Source organism: Corynebacterium sp. HMSC077G07 (assembly GCF_001809225.1).
GTDB classification, from domain to species: Bacteria; Actinomycetota; Actinomycetes; order Mycobacteriales; family Mycobacteriaceae; genus Corynebacterium; species Corynebacterium jeikeium_D.
The window spans coordinates 25,187-48,906 of the sequence record NZ_KV796540.1 but is presented as its reverse complement, the minus strand read 5'-3'; the positions used below and the strand labels follow the sequence as shown (position 1 = coordinate 48,906).

General features: G+C 55.7%; 20 protein-coding genes. 4 read left to right on the top strand and 16 right to left on the bottom strand.

Annotation, left to right across the window (positions count from 1 at the left end; translation table 11 throughout):
- Positions 1-95: 95 nt before the first annotated feature.
- Complete coding sequence (locus tag HMPREF2562_RS08145; protein WP_038626607.1) at positions 96-554, bottom strand: hypothetical protein; 459 nt, start codon at positions 552-554, stop codon at positions 96-98.
- 231 nt (positions 555-785) lie between these two features.
- Between HMPREF2562_RS08145 and HMPREF2562_RS10790 the strand changes: the two genes are divergently transcribed.
- Positions 786-980 carry a DUF4236 domain-containing protein gene (locus HMPREF2562_RS10790; RefSeq protein ID WP_016421461.1) on the top strand — a complete coding sequence of 65 codons (195 nt, stop codon included), beginning with the start codon at positions 786-788 and terminating at the stop codon, positions 978-980.
- On the opposite strand, the gene HMPREF2562_RS08140 is transcribed toward HMPREF2562_RS10790, so the two are convergent.
- From HMPREF2562_RS08140 to HMPREF2562_RS08110, 7 genes are all read right to left on the bottom strand, one after another.
- Positions 977-1,777: a hypothetical protein gene (locus tag HMPREF2562_RS08140; RefSeq protein ID WP_224433510.1), complete on the bottom strand. Its 801-nt coding sequence runs from the start codon at positions 1,775-1,777 to the stop codon at positions 977-979. The genes HMPREF2562_RS10790 and HMPREF2562_RS08140 overlap by 4 nt on opposite strands.
- Positions 1,778-1,823: 46 nt before the next feature.
- The gene (locus tag HMPREF2562_RS08135) at positions 1,824-3,419 is read right to left on the bottom strand and encodes a serine/threonine-protein kinase (protein ID WP_016421463.1); all 1,596 of its coding nucleotides are present in this window, start codon (positions 3,417-3,419) and stop codon (positions 1,824-1,826) included.
- The gene (locus HMPREF2562_RS08130; protein ID WP_016421464.1) at positions 3,416-4,009 is read right to left on the bottom strand and encodes a hypothetical protein; all 594 of its coding nucleotides are present in this window, start codon (positions 4,007-4,009) and stop codon (positions 3,416-3,418) included. Before HMPREF2562_RS08130 ends, HMPREF2562_RS08135 begins: the two co-directional genes overlap by 4 nt.
- Positions 4,009-5,628: an Hsp70 family protein gene (locus HMPREF2562_RS08125; protein ID WP_016421465.1), complete on the bottom strand. Its 1,620-nt coding sequence runs from the start codon at positions 5,626-5,628 to the stop codon at positions 4,009-4,011. The genes HMPREF2562_RS08130 and HMPREF2562_RS08125 overlap by 1 nt, the downstream gene beginning before the upstream one ends.
- Positions 5,629-5,743: 115 nt before the next feature.
- Positions 5,744-6,643, bottom strand: a complete 900-nt coding sequence (locus HMPREF2562_RS08120; RefSeq protein ID WP_049190678.1) for a hypothetical protein — start codon at positions 6,641-6,643, stop codon at positions 5,744-5,746.
- Positions 6,630-7,931 carry a hypothetical protein gene (locus HMPREF2562_RS08115; RefSeq protein WP_049171882.1) on the bottom strand — a complete coding sequence of 434 codons (1,302 nt, stop codon included), beginning with the start codon at positions 7,929-7,931 and terminating at the stop codon, positions 6,630-6,632. The genes HMPREF2562_RS08120 and HMPREF2562_RS08115 overlap by 14 nt, the downstream gene beginning before the upstream one ends.
- Positions 7,928-8,494 (bottom strand): hypothetical protein, encoded by a 567-nt coding sequence (locus HMPREF2562_RS08110; protein ID WP_246819342.1) that lies wholly within the window; start codon positions 8,492-8,494, stop codon positions 7,928-7,930. Before HMPREF2562_RS08110 ends, HMPREF2562_RS08115 begins: the two co-directional genes overlap by 4 nt.
- 384 nt (positions 8,495-8,878) lie before the next feature.
- On the opposite strand from HMPREF2562_RS08110, the gene HMPREF2562_RS08105 reads away from it, so the two are divergent.
- The gene (locus tag HMPREF2562_RS08105; RefSeq protein ID WP_222865188.1) at positions 8,879-9,628 is read left to right on the top strand and encodes a hypothetical protein; all 750 of its coding nucleotides are present in this window, start codon (positions 8,879-8,881) and stop codon (positions 9,626-9,628) included.
- 2 nt (positions 9,629-9,630) lie between these two features.
- Complete coding sequence (locus HMPREF2562_RS08100; RefSeq protein WP_049171884.1) at positions 9,631-10,344, top strand: hypothetical protein; 714 nt, start codon at positions 9,631-9,633, stop codon at positions 10,342-10,344.
- A gap of 111 nt (positions 10,345-10,455) precedes the next feature.
- On the opposite strand, the gene HMPREF2562_RS10965 is transcribed toward HMPREF2562_RS08100, so the two are convergent.
- Entirely contained in the window at positions 10,456-10,593 is a 138-nt protein-coding gene (locus HMPREF2562_RS10965; protein WP_160310025.1) for a hypothetical protein, read from the bottom strand.
- A 373-nt stretch (positions 10,594-10,966) separates the two neighbouring features.
- Here HMPREF2562_RS10965 and HMPREF2562_RS08095 point away from each other — a divergent pair, with 373 nt between their 5' ends.
- On the top strand, positions 10,967-12,685 hold the full coding sequence (locus HMPREF2562_RS08095; RefSeq protein ID WP_038626623.1) for an AMP-binding protein: 1,719 nt from the start codon (positions 10,967-10,969) through the stop codon (positions 12,683-12,685).
- A gap of 112 nt (positions 12,686-12,797) precedes the next feature.
- On the opposite strand, the gene HMPREF2562_RS08090 is transcribed toward HMPREF2562_RS08095, so the two are convergent.
- The 7 genes from HMPREF2562_RS08090 to HMPREF2562_RS08060 all read right to left on the bottom strand — a co-directional run bounded on the left by HMPREF2562_RS08090 (position 12,798) and on the right by HMPREF2562_RS08060 (position 23,560).
- Positions 12,798-13,625, bottom strand: coding sequence for a hypothetical protein (locus HMPREF2562_RS08090; RefSeq protein ID WP_049190674.1), 828 nt, complete (start codon positions 13,623-13,625; stop codon positions 12,798-12,800).
- A gap of 149 nt (positions 13,626-13,774) precedes the next feature.
- The gene (locus HMPREF2562_RS08085; protein ID WP_048731772.1) at positions 13,775-15,232 is read right to left on the bottom strand and encodes a purple acid phosphatase family protein; all 1,458 of its coding nucleotides are present in this window, start codon (positions 15,230-15,232) and stop codon (positions 13,775-13,777) included.
- Positions 15,233-15,451: 219 nt separating this feature from the next.
- Positions 15,452-16,663, bottom strand: coding sequence for an acyl-CoA dehydrogenase family protein (locus HMPREF2562_RS08080; RefSeq protein ID WP_016421475.1), 1,212 nt, complete (start codon positions 16,661-16,663; stop codon positions 15,452-15,454).
- Between the two features lie 42 nt (positions 16,664-16,705).
- A complete protein-coding gene (locus HMPREF2562_RS08075) occupies positions 16,706-18,112 on the bottom strand; it encodes an acyl-CoA dehydrogenase family protein (protein ID WP_070549854.1) in 1,407 nt (468 codons plus the stop codon).
- A gap of 122 nt (positions 18,113-18,234) precedes the next feature.
- A complete protein-coding gene (locus HMPREF2562_RS08070) occupies positions 18,235-19,728 on the bottom strand; it encodes a metallophosphoesterase family protein (RefSeq protein WP_049190673.1) in 1,494 nt (497 codons plus the stop codon).
- A 71-nt stretch (positions 19,729-19,799) separates the two neighbouring features.
- Positions 19,800-21,332 (bottom strand): lysine--tRNA ligase, encoded by a 1,533-nt coding sequence (gene lysS, locus HMPREF2562_RS08065; protein WP_038626637.1) that lies wholly within the window; start codon positions 21,330-21,332, stop codon positions 19,800-19,802.
- Positions 21,333-21,382: 50 nt separating this feature from the next.
- Positions 21,383-23,560: a PhoX family protein gene (locus HMPREF2562_RS08060; RefSeq protein WP_016421479.1), complete on the bottom strand. Its 2,178-nt coding sequence runs from the start codon at positions 23,558-23,560 to the stop codon at positions 21,383-21,385.
- Positions 23,561-23,720 lie beyond the last annotated feature (160 nt).

Below are 23,720 nucleotides of genomic sequence, written 5' to 3'. Positions count from 1 at the left end.
GGCGGCAATGCCACCGGGAGGAAACGAATGTTGGAATGAATTACTCCTGCGCGTTAAGCCAAACGCCAGACAAGAAGGAGTATTTGCACGGGATATCAGTCAGTCTCCATAATCTCCCACTCATACGGAGTCACTTCACCGCGCACCTCGTGGTACGGAGAACTGAAGTACAGGGTGCCATTCTTATTCAGGACCACGATCCCGTGGAAGCTGTACTTCTTCCCTTCCTTCAGTCGGAATGGCGGGCGCGAGGCATCCCAATTTCCACCGCTCATTCCGGCTTCCCAACTTCCAGATGCATCCTCGAGATCAAAGGTGACCAGATTGTGGGCGTTCTTCTTGTTACCCCACTTAGCTGTGGTCTGGCAGCGGAACATGTCCTGATTTACCGACCCACCACAGACTACGGTTTCTCCGTCTGTGGAATAGCTGACATAGTCACGGTTGATCTTGGGGTAGTTCGTAGCTGCATCGGCGACGGACGGATTGACAACAGCAAGCGCAGTGGCGGCAGTGATTGCGGCGGCTACAGCGGAAATCTTCTTGGTGAACATGATCTCAGATTAAAAACTCTCGGACACAAAAGAAACGGGAGTTCTCCCCGGGGAGTTCTCCCCTAGCTAAACCATGCTGGACTGCCCAAATCTGGACAGTGGTGCCATCAAACGCACCACGATTTATCCGCTTATGTCACCGGCACAATGCAGTCAGAGAGCGATGCTGTCCAAAGCAGCACGGTCAGAGCGCATGGCAGTCTGTGACGCACCGAGAATGGATTTATATCAATGGCTTTCAAACTATTCAGCTTCCGAAAGACCTTCCGCCCCACCCGCAACTCCCGGGTTACGCTATCGCGTTCTGGCCTCGGATATTCCTATCGCATGGGGCCCGTTCGGTGGACGAAGAATGCCCGTGGCGGCCGAACCACTACTGTGAACACGCCAATTAAAGGATTGACTTATCGCAAGTACCGTCGTTAAGCGAGCAGTTTCAAGTCGTCTGCAGTGACCAATCGTGCTTCGATTGCAGCGACAACTACCAGCTGCAGACGGCTCTTTTGATTAACCCGTTGCCACTCCTTGCTTGAGACCAGCCCCTTGCTCAAAGCGGATTCAAAAAGTGCGGTGCGGTAATGCTCGACTGCCTTTGCGGTCTTGCCTCCCAGCTTTCGGCCGGCCTCGGCATCGGTGCATGAAACCATAATGGTGTCGATTCGGCCGCGCAGATAATCCTCCGCATATGCAGCGATCAGAGCACGCTGGCGCTCCGGCAGCTCCCCAACCGAGATGGTTTCAGTCCCGTCAGTTGGCAGCACGACCTTCGCATCGGCGTGCTCAATATCCTGTTTAATCTGAATTTCGTACTGGTCATCCTTGACGGAAAAGCGGATGAAATACTCCGGGTAGCTCAAATCAAAACGCTGTTGCGGAGCCAGCCGGAATGACCGCGACACCTCCGGAATGTGCACCATTGCAGTCACGTGCTCGCAGTTATTGAGCAGAAACCACATTCCGGATTCCGCATACACATACATTGCTATGCGGTGCATGTAGCGGTTATCTTCGCCCACTTTGAGGTCGGCGTCACGCCCGATGGTCAATCCCTCACTCGGATTGGCAACAATCGCATCCCCACACAAATTATCAACCACAAGTGTTGGGAGCGATGTCACGTTGACCAGGCCTTTCTCTCGCACCACCAGCCACCAACCGCGAATCAGGAACCCTACCCAACGCTCCTGGGGGAATCGCCCAACGACGGCTGAAGTGACTGGCATTCATGATAGTTATCCGAAATATAACAAATATTCTCGGCGTTATCGCTTAATTCGTCGTGGTTTGCATTGCCCACGCCGCCACCGTGTCATAGGCAGCAGGACAAGGATCGCCTTCACTCAAAACGACAAATACCGGACGAAGCACTTCGGGACTGGATGGCGCAGAACTTTCCGCCGGCTGAACCAAGCAGTAATTAATCGGCCGTGTTGCCTCGGAACCTTCGCTGTTCACAGCTTGAAATGAGCCTGACGTTTGTAGGACATCCAGCCGGCGACCATCGGGCTCCATTCGCAGTTTCACCACTTCAGAGCCAGCTGGTTCAGCCACTGACCGGTTCTTGCTCACGGCATCCAGAATTTCACCCCGCCATTTGTCATTTTCAGCCTCTGCAATCGGCTTCTTCTCATCAATACCGTGGCGAAATGGCAGCAAGAATTCATCTGCCGAAGCAAACTGCGTCGCGTGATATGCAGCACCGTTGAATGTTCCCATCCGCTGAATCCCCTGCCAGCTCTTCTCACCGATGGGGACGTCGCTTAACGACGTAAGGGTCCATCGGTCACCCACCGGAATCCGAGGCCCCTTCGCCAAATCGGGAGCGCGAAGTCGCATCGGTTCCGCAGAACCTCCGATAGCTACTGGCTGTGCCAAGTGCTTGGCACTAAAGAGACCGCCATCTCCAATGCCGCTACGTTCGGCAACAACAATGCCACCACCAATAAGGCCTAGACATGCCACTACGGAGAACGCTGCAAGGGCTTTCTTCCGGTTCTTCGGATTGCGAACCTCGACGGCACCACCATTTAGCGCAGCAATGAGATCGCTAATAAACGCATTGCAGGATTCGTAGCGTTCATCGGCGTCAACCGCCAACGCCTTGGCGAAGACCGAATCAACTACCGCACCGAGGTTGGTAACCGGTCGCTTACCGCAGTGCAATTGCCGCGCACTGGCCGCGTCAGTAGCTGGAAATGCCTTATATCCCTGCAACAGCTCGAATATCGTGCACGCAAACGCATACTCGTCACTAGCTGCACTAATGCAACCCTTAGTGAAGATCTCTGGCGCCATGTAGGGCAATGAGCCGGCAACACGATTGGTCACGCCAACACTGTCGATTTCAGTGGCGGTTGATACACCGAAATCCACAAGCGTCGCGCTTAACACAAGCCCCGACGAATCTCGCTCTACGACGATATTTGATGGTTTTACATCACCATGAATCACCGCTGGTTCGTGCTTTGCTAGCCGATCTAGCGCGGTAGCAATCTCCACACCAATCGACATGACCTCGCTCTTATCGAAAGTGCGCGGCGGATATTCGGCCAGTTCAGCGCCCAACGAATTACCGCTAATAAGAGTCATGGTGAACCAAAGCAGGTTCCCGGCTCGCCCGCCATCGAACACGGTCACAACGTTGGGAACGTGAACAGTGGCTGCGATAGAAACCTCGTTCTGGAACAGTGCCTCCATTCGCTTAGAAGCACTGGCCTCTTCCGGCAGTGGGACGATTTTCAGTGCTTCGTTTCGGCCCAGCTTGGGATTTCGTACTCGAAAAACAGTCCCCATATTGCCGGCACCGATGAGAGCTTCAACCTCGTAGCCCTCAAAAATATCGCCTACCTGGGGAAGATTAGTCATCGGTTCCGTTGCCCAGACCCATCGAGATTACCCACCATAATCTGAATCCCAGACTCAGAGCGGCAATCATAATTAGGCGAAACTTCTTGGCATTCCATCGTCAGTGGCTGACCGTCATACTCAATCTCGATTGTCGTCTGCTTTGGCAGTGTTCCTTGCTCTTGCCGCTGTTTACTGAGCGCCCGCACTACCTCGTAATATGCTTCACAGTCCATATCGGAGCCCTGGTTTGACCAGGCACTCTGCAGCATCGGGCACGTCGGATCAACGGTCGACGCTAAGACCTCTGGGTCTACGAACCGATCGTCGGCAGGCGGTGCGATTGTAGTCGAGGTTGGTTCCTGATCATCGCCCACATAGTAGGACGGCGAGACTTCCACTTCGGTGCTTTCAGTGGTTTCAAACAACCCGTCGGCGTTATCCTGCTGGTTAGAGCGGAAATTTAGGATCCAGACCACCATTGCCAGGATGACGACAACCAGAATGGCGAGCACGAACAGCAGAATCTTCCGATTTCGACCATCAGTATCGGAATTTGCACCGCTGTCAATGTCATCGACGCCCGGGATTAGAGTGCGATCGTCGGTCATCAGTTATCTCCTTGGCTGACAGAAACCTTCATCATCGTCGTGCGAGCAGCCGAAATCTCTTCCTCATTCATCACACCAATGCGCACGTGGGATTCGATTGAGCGACCCGATGGAACGTGAGTGCCTTCCACGGTAATCATGCCGTCTGCTGCTACAAAGAACTTAACCTGAATTGGCTGACCCTTGGGCAACGGCGGGATACCTGTCAGCATAGATTCCGATCCACTAATGATGTCATTGAGAGCGACATCTTCGGATGGAACGTCACTGGCCTGCTGATACAGCGTCAAATCTACTTCCTCTTGGCCATCAGCTACGGTCGAATACTCCCGGACCACCGGCTCAGACAGGGGAATCATGTCATTCTGGTTGACCAGATAGTCGATGTACGGGTTGTTCAGATGATCGACAACTCGAATGCCAATCGACTTTGGCAATACATTTGCCACCTTCTTCTCCGACAGCGCGGCTAGCTGCCCGGCGTCAATCCCTGTCTCAGCCGCGATCTGCGCAATTGACTGCTGTTGGACAGCAGGGCTGGACTCAGCATTAACCACTCCCCCGAGCTTGCTGATCATCGCAGCAAGGGCAGCACCCTTAGCAACGGCTAGATCAGGCTCAACCAACAGTGGCTTCTTACCCGTCAGACGCTCCACCAGTTTGGTTACGGCGGTCATTCGCGAAGATCCACCCACCAGGATGACCTCATCAATTGTCAGTCCCGGCTCCTTTTCCTTTGCCGTCTCCAATACACGGGTCAAAGGAATCTCCGTCTGCTCGAGCAATGGCGCCGTGACACGCTCCAAGTCTTCGCGGGTAACGGCAATCTTGGCGCGGGAACCAGAGTCACTGGCAAGTCGCACAGTGGCGCTTTCCGCATTACTCAGCGCCTCTTTACAGTTCACCGTCTGCTCATGCAACTTAGCGACGAAGGTCTCATCGTTTTCCGCCTCCTCGTCACCAGTCTGCTCAATGAATTTATCCAGGATAAATTCACCAAGCGCCTTATCCCAGTCAGCACCGCCCAGTCGAGCATCACCGTCGGTGGCAATAACCCGGAAGGTGTTGTCAATCCCCTGCACAATCGTGGCATCGAATGTACCGCCTCCGAGGTCATACACCAGCAAGGTCTTGTCCTTTAGAGGCTGCTTGGAGTCGTAGTAGAGGGCCGCAGCAACCGGTTCTGCTACCAGCTCCAACACATTGAAATTAGCAATCTGCCCTGCGTTGCGAGTTGCCTCGCGCTCCTTCGCACCAAAATATGCCGGCACAGTAATAACTGCCGAAATCTCGTCGTCAGCTGCTTCGTCTGGAACCAACGAGCGCAAAATCAATGAAGAAATCTCCTCCGGGGTATACGCCTTCCCGCTGAAATTCCATTTCTTATCGGTGCCGATGCTCCGCTTCACCAGCTCGATGACGTCATTGGGGCTGAAGAGCTTCTCTTCACGTGCCAGCTTTCCGACAACGGTATTGGCCTTCGATTCAAACCACACCACACTTGGTGTCGACAGATCTCCGTCGAGGTTTTCTTGAATGACAGGAACACCCAGTGAGTCCACGTAGGAAATTGCGCTATTGGATGTGCCCAGATCGATGCCGTAAATACGTTCAGCCATGATTTTTCTCCTTATTCTGAAATCTGTTGGATTCTTGACTTCTTTTGCCGTGTCAGCGCTCTAGTTGTGTGCTGGCCGGACTCGAGCTGTGCTCTGTTCAGACTCGAGTTTTGGCCTAGTTGCCGCTGTGCCGGTACACCGTGACCGGCGCCTTGGCCACCACAATTGGACTGGTAGAACTGGTGAAGGTGTAGTAGTGCGAGATTCGTCGTGATGGCGCCAGCGTGCGGTGCAGCGCGGGGTTATCCGAATCCGCGAATTTGGTACGACGGTGAATTGAAGAATCAAAGGCATCGCCCACCTTCGCCTCTGTAATTGCCACTCCCATGGACTGAAGCGCATCTGCGATCGAGTCCTGCAGGAAATCCAGGGTCGAATACAGGTCACTGCCATCAGTTTCGGTAGTTTCTTCGAGCCGCGAAAGGTCAGCGCAAATCCCGTCATGGATGGCCGCCAACTTTTCCGCCAGCGGCATCAACTGGGCGTACCAACGACGATCAGTCAGCGCTTCCAACTCTTCACTTTGAGAGCGCAATACTGCGTTCATTGTGTCCAGCCGTGTTTGAATCAAATCCAACTGCTTTACGACGTTCCCGGCCGCAACACCTGCGGTACTTTCAGCATCCGTTTCTGGGAGCTCTTCCACTGTCGCGGGAGGAAAATCCTGCTGGGCTGGAACTCCTTCCGCGGTGTCTTCATCATGGCCAAACTCGGCACCACCAAATTCAACACCGTCAAATTCGACGTTCTCAACCTTGGACCATGCAGCTTCGTCGGTGTCTAGTTTTGGATCTCCGGAATACTCGACCGGCTCCTGACCTGTGGTATCACCATTGTCGACCGTGCCCCGGGGGCCGAAGGACTCATCAAAATTCGGCAGCGGGGCGAAATTATGCGCTCCACCGAAGTCAACCTCCGGATACTTAGGATCTCGTTCCTGATACTCATCAACACGACCGTCTGAATGTTTAACCGACCTTTTATTTTCATCCTTTTTGTTATTAAAGAACCCCATTTTTATATTCCTTCCCCTTAGCGAATAGATAGGCAATCGACACAAATGTAATGATAAATATAGAAAATAGAACCCATCCTAATTCATAGAAATTATCATTTATAACCCCCATGGCAATGAAATATACGATTCCAAAAACAGCAATCCATCGTTTTGCCACTCGCTTCTTTACCAACGCCCACAAGATACCGACAAAAATAGCCAGAACCGGTACAGCAATAAATCCATTACCCTCCTGCATGAACTGCACTATTAAACCGAGCACAACAAATGGAGAAAGAAATCGTAATAACTCCTTGGCAATCGCATCCCCTTCACCGGCATGGGGCGTCTTAAAATCCGATTTTCCCCTTCCGGTATCAGCCTTCAAGACATCGTCTCGATTGACGTTTTGAAGGACGCGATTCTCAATTGTCGAATCGGAACTAGAACAGTAGGCTCCCTCAGCAATTTGCAATTCTTTACGAAGTCTCGTTGGGTCCAGCGACGATTCGTCGTTAAGCAGACCGAAAGTATGTCGAGTCACTAAATCCGCTGGATCATCGACTGCTTGCAACCTTCGAATAAGACCGGTGCGGGTTTCAGCCTCTGGCGAGCCGGTACGAAAACTCGCACCGATGGATTTAGTTGCACTCTTCAGCATGTCGCTATCGATCGGTTTGCCGTCAATAAAGCCTTCGGACTGTTCACGAAAACCGTTCGCAATGACATCTGCAATCGACCGAATGTCGGTATTTGCACTACTGGCCTCATCAAAGGCCGCCCAGACTCGTTTCTCCGCGTTGTTCGTCGGACCAGTCTCAATTTCCTGGCTATCTTCAACGTCGACGTATTCACGGAGCTCCATGCGGTTAGACGTTGGAACCAATATCCGATCAAAGAACTCTTCAAGCCCGTGCTCGGTAATCGCTTTTCCGCTGCCCTTTGCATACGGCTTCAAGAACCCCTCTTTAACTGCCTTCATCTGCACATCAGTGAAGAAGTACTGAGGACGCTGTACTCGTTTGAGAACAAGTCGAAAAGAAACACCGAACTTCTTTCGCACTGCGTCGACAAAATCTTCGGTGTGCAGCTCATCGATAATGTCCAGTGCGCGCTGGGACTGCTTACCGAAGAACAACAGGTCTCGAATTAAACGGACACGCGCTTCCCAAAAATCCGAGGAAGAGGCATCTCCGCCCATGGGAATGTCAGCAATCAGCTGAGCTAACTTGGCGCCCGTTGGCACTGCGCCTGGTGAAAATAGATTTCCAGCTAGGTTGTCTCGAACTGCGGGATTCAGACTCACATCTGCTCCTGAATCTCACTGATGCGAACACGCTGTTCTGGAGATAGGCCTGTCATAAACCGCCTGGCGGGATCTACTGCGATAAGCCATCCGGGGTCTACATGCTCCGGCAACAGTCGAATCATTGCCCTAGCAGGGCGTCCCGAATCAAGCGCGGAGACAGTTGTCAGAGTCTCTCCGTTGACGTTGGTGTCCTCTCGTTCTTCAAGCTCATAGGCAGTGCCGTACGTGGAAAGCGCCTGCTTCATCTCTTCAAACGCCGCGGCAGTGTTGTAGTCGAATGCGGCGCGAGCGTAGATGTATTCCACTAGGACTACGAGAGCGAAAAGGATTAATGCTTCGAGCGAAATAAGGACGCTTTTAGACATAAGCGATGCTGCGGTGACTGCCAGCACCGTGATAATGAGGCCGGGAATCCAACTAGTCTGATTTCGCAAGAACCACATCGCAAACCCCATGGCGAATGGAATCAACATCGCCGTATCTGGATATGGCCCACTATTGGTGGATTCCAAAATTCCGCCAATTATGAATCCGGCGATAATGAGTACGACTCGAAACATCCAGGGTGCCCACCAAACAAAAAATGGCGGAATGATACGACCTTCTTGATCTACACCAACACGGTTTGGAATAATTCCTTGATCCTCCAAATCACCGCGCCAACCTTTAGTACGATCTGGAACACCCTTCACAATATCTGTGGTTTTTGAGAAGTAGCTTTTGGCCACATCTTTCAGCTGTTGGAGGTTCATTAAACGGTTCTTTCCCTCAATCTTTTGTCCAACGATTAATTCGCTGAACCCGACAGGATTTAGTTAAACCTGCACGGGTAGTGAAAGTCACCGGGAGAACTCCCGTACCGCTTCTGAGGCCTCCGCTATAGCGTCGTCAAGCAGATGAAGAAAACGCTTATTCGGCGCTTAACTCGGAGGTTTTTAACGCCCATGACATCCCAGTTTCATTCAAAGCACGTTTTAGCTGTGGCAGCCGCCGCTGCTACCCTGACTCTGGTTGGCTGCTCAGGTATGCCCACTAACAACGCTGTCCCGGAGTCCCCCGCGGTGGTGACAGTTACAGAAACGTCCCCTGCTTCTGATGCACAATCCGAAACTCCTAGCTCGATTGAGAGCTCGACCGGGTCGGAAGAGCCAGAGCAGGAATATGCCAACAGTTCGCAGGATAAGAATTCTCCCAACAGCGAACTTTCAGACTCGGATGCCGACTCCGGTGCAGTAACGCTGAATAGCTCGATGGAGCTGACCAAAATTGGCGGCATGGAGCCCGGCAGTGCCAAGCGCCAAAACGTCAAGATTGACGCAACTGCTCACCAGAAAGAATTGGGCGGCTTCGACACTGCTCGGATCACGCTTCCCTTCGAGGGGGCCAATAGCCTGTTGACCTATCCCCTGGTTGATGGCGAAGCAAACGCGAGGTTGCTGTGGAATTTCAGCCAGTCTGGTGGTACGGAAACCTGTGAAAACAAGGTGGATGTCTACGATTCTGAGGGCAAACCGACTGCAAGTGCCAGCGCAGGTGTGACTGGACAACATACTCCTTGCCAGATCGTTCGCCGGTTTGGGGAGAAGGCCTACGCAACATTTACAGAACCCGGTGAATACATCGTTGCTGTGACAGCTCAGCAGCCAGGATTCGAACCAATCACAATCGCACAGAAGGTGAAGGTAGTCGGTTAAAAATGAACGCTCACGAACCCATCGATCCGTGGAATAGCAACCAGTCGGGCACTTCCGAGAAAGTGTCGGAGAGAGCTTCCGGCACTAAGTCCGGAAAGAGTAAACCTTTGACGCTGCCGCTCATCCTCGGCGCAGTCGGAGTGATTGTTGCCGGCGCGGCGGGGTTTGCCATGGGCGGTAAGAATGCTGAGTCCGAACTTGCAAGCGCGAGTGAAGAGATTTACTCGTTTCAACAGCAGGCAGAGGAGCGGGAAAGCGAGCTGCAAGCAAAGATTGATGAGCTGGAAGAAGCAAACTCGGAATTGGAAGACAAGAACACCAATTCCGACCAGGCCTCCATAGCCTCCTATTACTACAAAATGGCGCTCAGCTGGCTTAACGTCTGTGATGCTGGCGACTACATGCCGGAAGAGACTCACGCTGTGCCGACTAGCGTGAAGGACTTAGGTATTGGCTGTGGCTACAACTTTGAAGATTCCAATGGAACAATTCTCATTCTTGTTGGTGGAGCAGACGAAGACGCCCAGTCTCGTGCATCTACCATTAACGACCAGGACGGATACCTAGAAACCATCCGAACCGGGCATATACAGCTCAATGTGTGGGTATCCAATTCTGGCCCGTGGGATGATGCCGAACAACTGTCAACAGATATCGCCGACAATGTCAGCCATGCCGCTAAGCAGAATATGGCACAGGACACCGCAGGACAATAAATAGCGTCCCTGCCATAAACGCCCATGAACCCCCGCTCACTAGTGAGCGGGGGTTCATGGGTTACGTGGGGGGGCCGATGATTCACAAAATCTACGGTGCCGATTAGAAAACTAATTGTTCACGCGGTCATCGTCATCGTCGTCATCAAAGTCATCGTGATCATCGTCGTCCATGCCATCGTCACGGTCATCATCCGTGTCATCAATGTCATCGCGATCATCGTCCAGCTCCTCAGTCGACGTCACCATAGTGGTCTGGACTGGAGTCGTATCGGATAGGTTCGCCCTTCGCCACCGAGTCGAGAGCGCAACTGGATAAGAACAGGTTTCAGGAGCTTTCCCCAAAAGAATCAGATCCAAACCAGAACCCCTCCCCGGCTAAGGTCAGCACCCATTGAGCTGCGAAAGAGAACTGATACTTGACTATCTTCACTGGTCACGCCACATATCTTCACAACTATTCGTTTCTGATAAAAAAATTTTGCAAAAAGCTACGCAAAAGTGACCTAGGACACTTATTCTTACTGTAAAAGAAACTAAATCGGCAGTCCTACCGATGAGGTTTCGCCTGATTAGGCCTCTCCGAAGACCACAGGACATGAACCACGGAAGATGAGTGACTATGACATCTAATCCACAGACCTCGATTCTCAATAAGGTGCGCAAAGCTTCGCGAGCTACCTCGGACCTCGTTCTCGGACTCGCACCGGTGACTCAGGCTGGCGTCCTCGGCTCGATGGGGCCCGGCGCGGCTGGTAAGGCATTAAGTTCCATCTACCGCTGGGACTTCCTGCCAGCTGGTCTCCTCGGCATTGCAGCCGGCCGCGATCCGCACCACACTGCGATTATTGATGATGGCGGCTCGCTGACCTACGAGGAGCTGCACGAGCGCTCCACTGCCCTGGCGCGAGCACTCCGTCACGGCGATATTCAGCAGCGCGACCGCATCGGTGTGCTGGCTCGCAACCACCGCGGTTTCATTATGGCTCTGTGTGCCCACGGTCGTCTCGGCACCGACCTGGTGCTGCTCAATACCGGCGCCTCCGCCGAGCAGACTCTGGCCGTAATTCGTGAACAGAAGATTGACTTCCTGTTCATTGATGAGGAATTCACTCACATGCTGCCGGAGGACTTCGATGAGTGCCCGGTCGCCGTGTCGTGGTTTGAAAACTACGGTGACACCTCCTGCGTTCGCGAGGGCTGGACCTCCATGCAGGAGATGCTGAAGACAGCACCGCCGGCAAAGTGGCCGACCGCCGAGCTGCCAACCCGCCCGCGCCGTGGCCGCGTTATTATTCTGACTTCCGGAACCACCGGCACTCCAAAGGGTGCCAAGCGTCCGGAGCCGCGCAGCTGGATGCCGGCATCTTCCATCATGAGCCGAATTCCTCTGCGTCAGCGTCGCCCGGCTTACCTTGCGGCTCCGCTGTTCCACACCTGGGGATTCGCGACTGCGCAGCTGTGCATCGCACTGCGTTCCACCATGATTATGCGCCGCAAGTTCGATCCAGCCGACAGCCTGCGCATTATCGAGCAGCACTCTCCGCACACCATCTTCCTGGTGCCGACCATGCTGCAGCGCATGATTGAGATTCTCCCGGACAACTACGACATCGGCGCGACATCGCTAAAGGTCATCGCATCCTGCGGTTCGGCTATTCCAGAGGGAATTGTCACCAAGACCCTCGAGCGCTTCGGGCCGGTTCTCTACAACCAGTACGGTTCCACGGAGGTCAGCTGGGCAACCATTGCTAACCCGGATGAGCTCAAGGCAAACCCAACCACAGCTGGTCGCGCACCGCTGGGCACTCGTGTCCAGATTCTCGACGAAGACGGCAACCGCGTCGCCGACGGCGAGACCGGTCGAATCTTCGTCGGCAACAACATGTTGTACGAGGGCTACACCCGCCCGGGCGCGGACAAGCAGGTCATTGACGGCATGGTCTGTACCGGTGACCTGGGTCGCATGGAAAACGGCTTGCTCTACATCTCCGGTCGCGAGGACGACATGATTGTCTCCGGTGGCGAGAACGTCTTCCCACGCCAGACCGAAGATGCACTCAGCCAGCTCGAGGGTATCCGCGAGTGCGCAGTCGCAGGTGTCCCGGATGAGCGCTTCGGTCAGGCCCTGGTCGCCTGGGTTGTCCGCGACGACTCCCCTGAGGGCCGCGCCCTGACCAATGAGCAGATTCGCACATACGTCAAGCAGCGCCTCAGCCGATTCGCCGTTCCGCGCGAGACCGTGTTCCTCGATGAACTGCCACGCAACGCAGTCGGCAAGGTGGTTCCTCGCCACCTGCCGAAGCCGTGGGAGAATGTCACCGAGGAGAAGGTGGCTTAGGGCGCAGGGACCGTCGTAAAGCGAACGGCAGACACGAAAAGGACGCGGTAAAAACTTCCGTTATGGAAGTTACCGCGTCCTTTTTGCGTGTCCTAGGAAGAACTAGAGCTGATTAGCCAGCGTTCAAAACACCGTAGTCCGTGACGGGCTCACGGAAAATCTCTTCGCCGTCCTGGGTCACGGTTACCGCATTCGGAGTGACGGTATACGTGTAGCCACCATTTTTCGCGACAGCACGGTTCCCGGAGAAACTATCTACTGTGTACGCATCCGGGGTATCCGAAATCTCACCGAAGTCACCAATGTAATGGCGCTGCTGGCGGTTATTGGAGTTCTCACAAATCACGGCCTTACCCGAAGAAGTCTCCGCCAACACACGCGCGTAATACCCACCCGAGCAGCGAGCGGTACTGCCAACCCAACCTTTGGCATCGATATCATCGCGATTCATACCGAACGCGCGAAGACCAAAATCTCCCCGCTGCGTAGTGGTAGGAGCGCTGCTCTCCGGCTGCTTCGTCGTTTCCGGCTCGACGGTCTGGGTATAGGTTTCCGTGTACGTCTCCACCGGCGCCGGGGACGCAGTGCTTGACGACGAGTCCCCTGCCGCAACCGTATCGGGAGACTGCGGGGAATTATCGGAGGAATTATTCAGGTAGTACGCGCCACCGATACCGGCGACCGCTGCAAGTGCGACACCGACGATGCCCAAAACCACGTACAGACCGTTGTTGCTCTTCTGCTCAGGTACCGGAGCCTGCTGATAAGCCGGATACTGCTGGGGTGAACCTCCCTGGTTCGGCCCCTGCGACTGGTACTGGTACTGAGGCTGGTACTCGTCTTGAGCCCCACCCTGCGGCTGCTCCCAGGCAGATGTTGCATAACCGTCCTGCTCCCAATCCTGCGGGGAGGACGAACGCGGGTTGTACTGGTCGGTCATCGCTAAATTCCTTATTACTTCAGAGCCACACTTGTGCTCGGCCAATAACGTGGTGGCTTGCGACTTCGCCCACAGCGGAACTTGCCACTACGTATTTTCCATTAACACTATGCGTTGCCCAGCGTACCCTGCTAGAAGCTAGCACTAGCTCAGAGTGGCACTTTGTTCTTGAAGAAATTGACGTAGTTCCGATCGGAGATCTTTCCCAGCATAAACTCTGGCTCCAACCCGAACATCGACCAACGAGTCTTCGTTGACCAGGACAGAGACTGAGGTGTCGTAGTGCGGTGGTAGCTAATTTGGTAACCGTCAGTGTGAACTCGAATCTGTGTGTATCCACCCGGATAGCCGAGTGCCGCACCCCGCTCACAGAAGTCCGTATCCCCGTAGTCAGCGATACCACGGCGGCTGCGGTGCGTATGACCAGCGAACACGCCTTTGGCACCCGGCGTGGCGGCCAGAATCTCCTGAAAAATCTTGGCCTGCTGCGCCTCGACCATGAATGCCTCACCACCGAAATGCGAACGCACCGCATCCTGAGTAAACGGGTGATGCGCAAACAAAATTGTCGGACGCTCTGGATCGTCTGCGAGTTCGGCACGCAATGCACGCATCTGCCGCTCATTAATACGTCCACCTGCATAACCAAACTCGGCGGTATCAACACCGATGAGGCGCACTTCGCCGACGCGAGTCGACCAGTGCTGCTGCGTCGGCACAAGACGCTGGCTGAAGTAATCCGGAACCGCGGTCTTGCCTTTGCGGATTCCGCGTCCCCGGAAACCATTGATATTGGGTAGCCCGGGCGGGTGCACATCGTGATTACCACGGGTGACAAACCAGTTTTTCCCAAACTCACCGAAAGTATCCAAAACCCTGATGAGTTCGTCATACTCCTCAGGGCGGTTGCTATCCGTGCAATCGCCATTGATGACGAGAGTGTCTAACCCGGCAGCCTTTACCGTGTCCACCAGACCCTGCAATTGCATAGAGGCAAAAGGCTGCTCTCCCGGACCGGAGGAAAGACCGAGGTTGCCAATGCGAATGCCGTCATGATTGGGCTTACCAATGTGTGTGTCATTCGTCAGCGCGAACGTCGCCAAATGTGCACCCTCCAGCGCTGGCAGAGTGCTTACGACGCCTGTCTTCTCCGGTGCCGTTTTGCTCATGGTGATATTCAGCGACGGAACCGCGCGACAGTTGTGTGACCAGCACTCAAAGCGGTACTCCCGTCCCGGCTCCAACCCGTCAATGACCACATGGTGGTAGCCCGACTCTGAGTACCCCTCGTGCACGAGCTCTAACTGCGTTGAATCCGCAGGACCAAGCAGCACCCGCTCATCCGAAGGAACGGTCGGCTTAATGAAGCCATACGCTGTCTGCACTCCCGGAGCATATGTTGCCCATGTAAATGCCACTGACGTGTCTGTGACAGTGATGACCTCCAAGTCGCTAGCCAGTACCTGCCACGACTTGGAATCCGACTGGGTAAGCCCCAGACCCGACGTGACGTACTCAAGGCCGTACGCTCCCGAGGTTTTCGCGACGGCCATTGAACTTGCAGCAAGAGTTGCAACAGAGAGGTAGGCCCGGCGGGAAATGCTCATGGCAAATAAGCCTAGAACCTAAAGATGAAAATTAGATGAACTCTCCCTCTAATCTCAGAAAAATAGGAACGCAACGACAAGAGACACACGGCCAAAACAGCGCAAAATAAAACACCGCCTACCAAGTCATGGCAGGACGGTGTTTTAGGAAAATGTGGCTTGAGCATCTTTGTGAGCTTTTACCGGCTCACCAGTATGTAGATTGCTCTGAAACTGTAACTACTTCAGTTCCTTGGAGGACAGGCCCAGGGTGCGGCGAGCAACGACCAGCTGCTGAATCTGCTGGGTACCTTCGAAGATGTCCAGGATCTTGACGTCGCGGGACCACTTCTCCAGCAGGTTACGCTCAGAGTAACCGAAGGTACCTGCCAGCTGAACGGCACGGAGGCAAATCTCGGTGCCTGCACGGCCGGCCTTGGCCTTACACTCGGAAGCTTCCAGAGTGTTCGGCTGCTTGTTGTCAGCCATCCACGCAGCGCGCAGAGCCAGGAGGTATGCAGCCTCCCAATCGGACTCCAGCTTCAGGTACTCAGCTGCAGCAGCGCTCTGGGTGTGTGCCGGTGCATCGTAGTCAATCTCGATGCCAGCCTCTTCCAGGATGCGACGCAGCTCTTCCAGCGAAGCACGGGAGACGCCGATGGCCATACCCGCAACCAGCGGACGAGTGTTGTCGAAGGTCGCCATTGCGCCGGCGAAGGACTTCTTAACATCAATGTCCGGGGAACCCAGCAGGTTCTCCTTCGGAACGCGGACATTGTCCAGGCGGAGCACTGCGGTATCCGAGGAACGAATACCCAGCTTCTCCTCCAGGCGCTCAACGGTGAAGCCCGGAGTGCCCTTCTTCACCAGGAAGGACTTGATGGCAGCACGGCCCTTGGACTTGTCCAGGGTCGCCCACACAACGACGGAGTCGGAACGCTCACCAGCAGTGACGAAGATCTTCTCACCGTTGATGACGTACTCATCACCATCGAGCTTGGCGGTGGTGGAAACTGCGGAGGAGTCAGAACCGAAGGACGGCTCGGTAATTGCCATGGAAGCCCAGGTCTTACCGAAAGCCTCCAGCTGCTCATCGGTAGCAACAGCTGCGATAGCTGCGTTACCTAGACCCTGGTACGGCAGGGACAGGGTCAGACCCACGTCACCCCAGCAGGTCTCAATAACGTTGAGCAGCGAAGCCATGTTGCCACCGTTTTTTACACCGGTGCGCTTCGGCTTCTTATCGTCACCACGTCCACCGGAAGCACCGGAGAAGCCACGGCCACCATCTGCCATGCCGTCCATCATGGAGGCAAGGGTGTCGAGTTCCTTCGGGTACTCGTGCTCAGCGAGATCGTACTTACGGGAAATCGGTCGGAAGATCTCAGCGGCGGCCTGATGCGACTGGGACGCGCCCGCCTTGAGGAACTTCGGCAGTTCGAGGTTAATCATTTTCTTTCCTCTTAATTCTTTTCGGCTGAAGTATCTAGCGGTTTACAGAACGACGATGCCTTCGGCGACACCAATTGCGCGGAGGTCACGGTACCAACGCTCAACCGGGTGCTCCTTGGTGAAGCCGTGGCCACCGAGCAGCTGCACACCGTCGGAACCAATCTTCATACCCTTTTCAGTGGCGAAGGTCTTAGCCAGAGCTGCCTCGCGAGCGAAGCCGCGACCCTGGTCAGCGCGGGAAGCACCGCGGAGAGTAATCATGCGGAGACCATCGAGCTCAATCTTGATGTCGGCGACCATGAAGGCCACTGCCTGGCGGTGGGAAATCGGCTCGCCGAATGCCTGACGCTCATTGACGTAAGGAATGACGTAGTCGAGAACTGCCTGAGAAGTACCCATTGCAAGAGCTGCCCAGCCGAGGCGGGAACGACGCAGAATGTCGAGGTATGCCTCTTCACGGTCTGCAGCCGAGGTGCTAGCGCCGCCGAGAATGTTCTCGGCCGGAACCTTGACATCCTTCAGGATGACGCGACCCATTGCGGCACCGCGCAGACCCATGGACGGGTCAGCCTCAACGTGGAGACCTTCAGTGTCGGACTCAACGATAACCAGAGCCGGCTTACCCTCGAGCTCAACACCGATGATGAACAGCTCAGCTGCGCCGGCGTTCGGAACGAAGGACTTAACACCGTTGAGGACCAGCGAATCGCCCTCGCGCTTTGCGGTGGTTTCAGGCTTGCGTGCGTCGAAAAGCGGGCGCGGCTCTGCGAGAACAACAGCGGCGGCCGGGACGTTCTCGCCAGCGAATGCCGGCAGGTAGGTCTTCTGCTGCGAGTCGGAGCCGTGAGCGGTCAGGGTGGCAGCGACACCGGCCGGAGCCAGCACTGCCAGAGCCAGACCCATGTCACCGTAGGACAGAGCCTCCGCGACCAGCGCGTTGGTGGTGACGTCCTCGCCGGTAGCGATGCCCTCGAAAGCCACCGGGACGTTGATCATAGTGACGCCCAGCTCAGAAGCCTCAGAGACGAGATTCTCCGGGGGAGTTGCCTCGTGGTCGGACTTGTAAGCAGCCTCGCGCAAGCGCGACTCAGCAAACTCCTTAACCGTCTCGACGATCATCTGCTGATCCTCGGTCGGGGTGAGGTCGAAGAGCTTCTTTGCCTTCTCCTCGGCTGCGGCCTCCTGTGCAGCCTGGGCTTCCTCAGCCGGACGCTCCGGCTTACCGGAACCGGAAATCTTCTTAAACTGACGGTTCGCGGCACCAAGGGTCTTAAAACCGGACTTGGTGGACTGGTACACCACGCGGTCGATCTTTGGCTGAAGGTCGTACTTCTGGGCGAAGTCCGAACCAGTAATCGACGTGATGAACCGCATTGCCGCTCCGATAGCGTCGCGACCAGGGTTATTGCGGCCGACAGTCGAATCTTCGCGGTTCTTCTTCTCGCTCATGTGATCATGGCCTTTCGAGTCAGAACTATTACTGGCATAACAATAAATGAATCACGTGACCGTTGTCACAGGAATTGAAAAAACATTGCCAAGCAACAGAAAACTTTCAGGTTTCTAACTTGTCAGGCGATAACGCGGTTAACAACGTAGTTGCGATCAGCGAGCTCACCAAGCAGCGCCTCGGGCTCGAAGCCGTACATCGCCCAACGGGCACGCGCAGTCCATGCAAGCGCATCTTCGCTGCTCAAACGATGGAAATTAACCTGGTAACCACCGGAGTAGACATGCAGCAGTGTGTAGCCACCGGGGTATGCCTTGCACGCGCCGGTCTCCAAATAATCAACGCCGGCACCAAAATCACCGCGAGTACGCTTTGCACGGTGGGTGTGACCTGCCCCCGCAAAGAATACACCCGGAGCGTCGTTAAGCATCTGCTGCAAGCGTCGTGCATCAGCGCTGTTGAGAATGAAGGTGGGCCCGGCAGCATGTGTCCAACCAGCCTCGGAGGTAATTGGGTGATGAGCCAGCACAACTGTCGGCTTACTGGGGTCACGCTGCAATTCCCGCTCCAGTGCATCGAACTGTTCCGGGCTAATTTCGCCGCCGGACTCATCCAACTTCGATGAATCCAGCCCTATGACACGGACCGGCCCCTGCTGAGTGACCCACAGTTCCTGCCGCGGACGCCCCAGGAGAACACCGAAGGGATCGCGATGATTCTCGGTACCCTCCAAAACCGGGAATTCGTCGTAGCCAGCAGATGGATCGGCATCCGGCTTATGCGGACGATCATGATTGCCGCGGGTGACAAACCACTGCCGCTCCTGAGCACCAAAAGTATTCATAATCTCGGCAAATCGACGCACCTCCGCCGGACGTGCTTCCGACGTGGCATCACCGTTGACGAAAACCTTTTCAATCCCCATCCCCCGCAGCTCGGCGAGCGCAGCCGTCAGCATGACCTCGGGATACGGCGCGGCACCCGGTTCAGAAAAGATAGGAGCGGGGAAATCGCCGGTGATAATACCGTGCCCATTTTCGCCAATATGCGTGTCATTGAGGATGGCAATCGTGGTCAGGTACTCCCCTTCCGGAGCGACCAACGTCGTGAACTGTCCAGTTTGCTCGGGTGCATTGGGGAGGTTTCGGGTAATTAATCCCGGCTCGGCGACCAGTCCATTCGATCGACATTCGAAACGGTACGTGGTTCCAGGGCGCAGCTTATCGACGGTCACAAAGTGGTAGCCAACCTGCGTCTCGTCCTTATGTACCACGGGTAGCTCGCCGCCCTCATCGGCATCGACTGGCACTAGCGCAACTTCAGTGTCGGCTGGCGCCAGTGGAGCCAGCTTCCCCCACGCTGGATGTGGGCCTGCATACGTCGCCCACGAAAATGTCACCGACGTATCGGTCACGGTCACGACTTCCAGGTCCGTCACAACAAGGCCGCTGGTCAACCCGGTGAATGGAAACGGCGACTGGTTCGGGGCCGCCGATGCAACTGCTCGCGTCCCGACGCTATTGACGGCAACCGCTACAGCCCCCGCACCCGCTACTGCTCCCAAGCGCAATACGGATCGCCGATCAATTTTCTTATTCCCATTTACCGAATTCACGGGTGAAGAAATTACGGGATAAAAATAATCCCGGTGATAACACCGGGATAACTACACATGAATTCAGTCGCTTACGCTTCCGGCTTCACGATCGGGAACAGCACGGTTTCGCGAATGCCAAGGCCGGTCAGGGCCATCAGCAGGCGGTCAATGCCCATGCCCACACCGGTCGTAGGCGGCATGCCCTGCTCCATTGCGTGCAGGAAGTCCTCATCCAGAACCATGGCCTCGTCGTCGCCGCCAGCGGCCAGTCGCGCCTGATCCTCAAAGCGCTCACGCTGGACAACCGGGTCAACCAGCTCGGAGTAGCCGGTAGCCAGCTCGAAGCCACGGACGTAAAGATCCCACTTCTCGGTCACGCCAGGCTTGGAGCGGTGCTGACGAGTCAGCGGAGAGGTCTCGACCGGGAAGTCGCGGACAAAGATAGGACCGTCGAGCTGGTCTTCACAGAGCAGCTCCCAGATTTCCTCAACCAGCTTGCCGTGGCCCCAGCCGCCCTTCTCCGGAACCTCAAGGCCAATCACATCGGCGATTGCCTTTAGCTCCTCGACGGTCGAGTCAATAGTGACTTCCGGCTGACCAGGGAACTTGCGAGCAAGTGCCTCGTTCAGCGACGGGTACATCTCAATCTGCTTCCACTCGCCGCCGAAGTCGAACTCCGTACCGTCGGCAAGCGTGACGGTCGTCGAACCGAAGACCGCGACGCAGATTTCCTGAATGACCTCGCGGACGGTGCGGGCGGAGTCATCGTAGGTGCCGAATGCCTCGTAGTACTCCAGCATCGCGAACTCCGGGCTGTGCGAGGAGTCGATACCCTCGTTGCGGAAGTTACGGTTGATCTCAAAGACTCGCTCCATACCGCCGACGACGCAGCGCTTGAGGAAAAGCTCCGGCGCGATACGCAGGTAGAGATCGATGTCCAAAGCGTTGGAATGAGTCACGAATGGACGTGCAGCTGCACCGCCGTGCAGAGTCTGCAGCATCGGGGTTTCGACCTCGAGGAAACCGCGACGCTCAAGGGCGTGGCGCAGCTCGCGGATGACCTTGATACGAGTCAGTGCGTTAGTACGCGCCTGCTCACGCATAATCAGGTCCGTGTAGCGGTGACGCACGCGACTGTCCTCGGACAGATCAGCGAACGACACCGGCAGCGGACGCAGAGCCTTCGAGGCCATCTGCCACTTCGTAGCCATCACGGACAACTCGCCGCGGCGCGAAGAAATTACGCGGCCAGTAATGAGGACGAAGTCGCCCATATCTACGTCCGACTTCCAAGCAGCCAGGGCGTCCTCGCCGACCTCAGCCTTGGAAAGCATGGCCTGCAGGGTCGTGCCGTCACCCTCCTGCAGAGCGGCAAAGCAGAGCTTGCCGGTGTTACGAATAAACATGACACGACCAATGACGGTCACGACATCCTGAGTCTCCTCGCCAGCCTCGAGGTGACCCCACTCTTCACGGACATCCTTGAGAGAGTGAGTACGGGGAACCTCAACCGGGTACGGCTGAATTCCAGCCTCGAGCAGGCGGTCACGCTTCTCGCGGCGAATGCGCAGCTGCTCAGGAACGGTGGCGGTGTTTTCAGGGGTCTTCTTCGCGTCAGTCACGGCTATAAAGGTTAGCCGACTACACCGCCGACCTGCTAGTTGAGTGCCCTTTAGACGCCAATCTTCTTGCCATCAGTGCGTACAACCTGAACGACGGCCGGGCGTGGCTGCTCCTTGCCGCCGTCCGGCCAGTGCGAGGTCGGGTTGGTGGTCGGGTCCGGGTTGTCGCCGACTGGATGACCCTGATCCGTCTCGATTTCGCCCGGGTGCTGGACGTTGACCATCACGCGGTTGGAGAAGATCTGCGGACCACAGGTCTCTGCAGCAACCGGAACAGTCAGGAAGCACTTGGTCTCACCACGACGCTCGCCTTCGACGGCAACGGCGAAAAGGCCGTCGTTGGAGTCCAGCGCGTTGCCGTCGGTGGAAACCCACAGGTTGCCGTACTCGTCAAAGGCGACGTTGTCCGGGCAGGAAATTGGCGAGACCGATTCCTTGTCGAAGCCACCGAAGTAGGTGTAAGCCTCGTTCGGGTCACCACAGACCAGCAGGAGGTTCCACTTGCCCTTGGTACCGGCGTGGTCATCTTCCATCTCCAGAACAAGGCCATTCTTGTTCTCGGTGATTGGTGCGACCTCGACGGCGTCGGCAAGCGGGCGCCCTGCACCATCCTTGCGTTCCTTGCCCTTGTCGTCCTTCGCGCCAGCCTTACCGCGGTACTTGTTGTTGGTCAGCGCCGCGTAGATCTTACCGGTCTTCGGAGACGGCTCGATATCCTCCGGGCGGTCCATACGGGTCGCACCGACCTTGTCACCGGCGATGCGGGTGTAGATGCAAACCTCTTCGGCGGTCATGCCATCAACGTGGGACTCGTGCTTGCCGTCTGCCTTGGCGGTCATCAGCGGAAGCCACTCAATGTCACCGTCGAAACGGCCGTCCTTCGGCAGCTCACCGGAGCCGTCAATCTCGGACTCGGAATTACCGTTGAACTTACCGACGTAGAGCGTGCCCTCGGACAGAATGCCCATGTTGTGCTTGAGGTCCCCCTCCTTAATTTTGCGGGAGGAGACGAACTTGTAGATGTATTCGAAACGCTCGTCGTCGCCGGAGTAGCACACGACCGTGCCGTCGTCGGTGACGTAGATCTGACCGGCTTCATGCTTGAAACGGCCCAGTGCGGTGTGCTTGACCGGGGTGGAGTTCGGGTCAGATGGGTCAATCTCTACCAGCCAGAAGAAGCGGTTCGGCTCGTTCGGCTCCTTGGAGACATCGAAGCGGTCGTAGTACTTCTCCCACGCGCGGTCGGACAGCTCTTCATTCTTGACCGAGTAGCGCTTGAGCTTCTTAACAGCTTCTTCGTCGTCGAGCTTGCCAACGTTGCCGAAGTACTGGTCAACGTTCTCCTCACCGGACAGGTAGGTACCCCACGGAGTAACACCACCGGAGCAGTTGTTCAAAGTTCCCTCGACCTTCATACCGGTCGGGTCAGCCTTGGTCTTCAGCAGATCATGACCAGCAGCCGGGCCGTCGACTGTGAACTCGGTGAAGCCAGTAATGCGACGGTTACGCTTGTCGCTGAGAATTGGCTTCAGGAATCCCTTGTCATCCTCTTCCACAGCAAGGATGGTCTGGCCGTGGGCAGCCAGTCCGATGTCGACCTGCTCCTTAGTAGCATCTTCTTTCTTGTAAGCACGGAACATCATCGGCTCGGTGGTGTACTCGTGCGAGCAGACGTACAGCAGTGTGCCGTCTTCAGCCTTAATCAGGCCAGCGAAGTCATTGTTGAAGCCGAACTGCTTCAGCTGGTTTTCCGGAGTCTGCTTGTCAAAGTCGAACTCCGGGCCACCCTCGTGGATTGGGTCGCCCCAGCGAATCAGAACATTCTGCTCGTAGCCGTCCGGGATAACGACTGCGTCTTCCGTGTTCGGCTTGACGGCGTCGAAACGCATACCCTCCGGCGATTCGCCCTTGCTACCGTCACCGGCAGCAGCGGTACCGGAGGCGTCGGAGCCACCTGCGGCGCTGCCCGAATCATCAGAGGAGCAAGCGGCCAGCACGGCGCCACCGCCGACCGCAAGAGCACTAGCACCAGTGACCTTCAGTGCCGCGCGACGGGAGAATGCGCGCTGGGAGAACGCCTCCTTCGCAACATCACCGAAGTACTGGTTGTCCGAGAACTCGTTCGGAGCATCGTCAGCACAAGCATTACCACACTTGTAAGTGCAGGTCAGAGAGCTGCGAGAGGTAGCAAAAGGATTTGTCAGCAGATTCTTGCCAATACGAACCACGGGGAGACCGCCTTTGTATAGCTTCGACTAGGTGAGGAAATGGAAAACTAAAACTTTTAGATCCTCTAAGAAGCTAAGGACGTTGCGTTACCTTTCGGTTTCTAAAAATCAACTCGCCAATGAGCTTTAGCTGACGGTCTAATGACTTGCGCTTTAACGC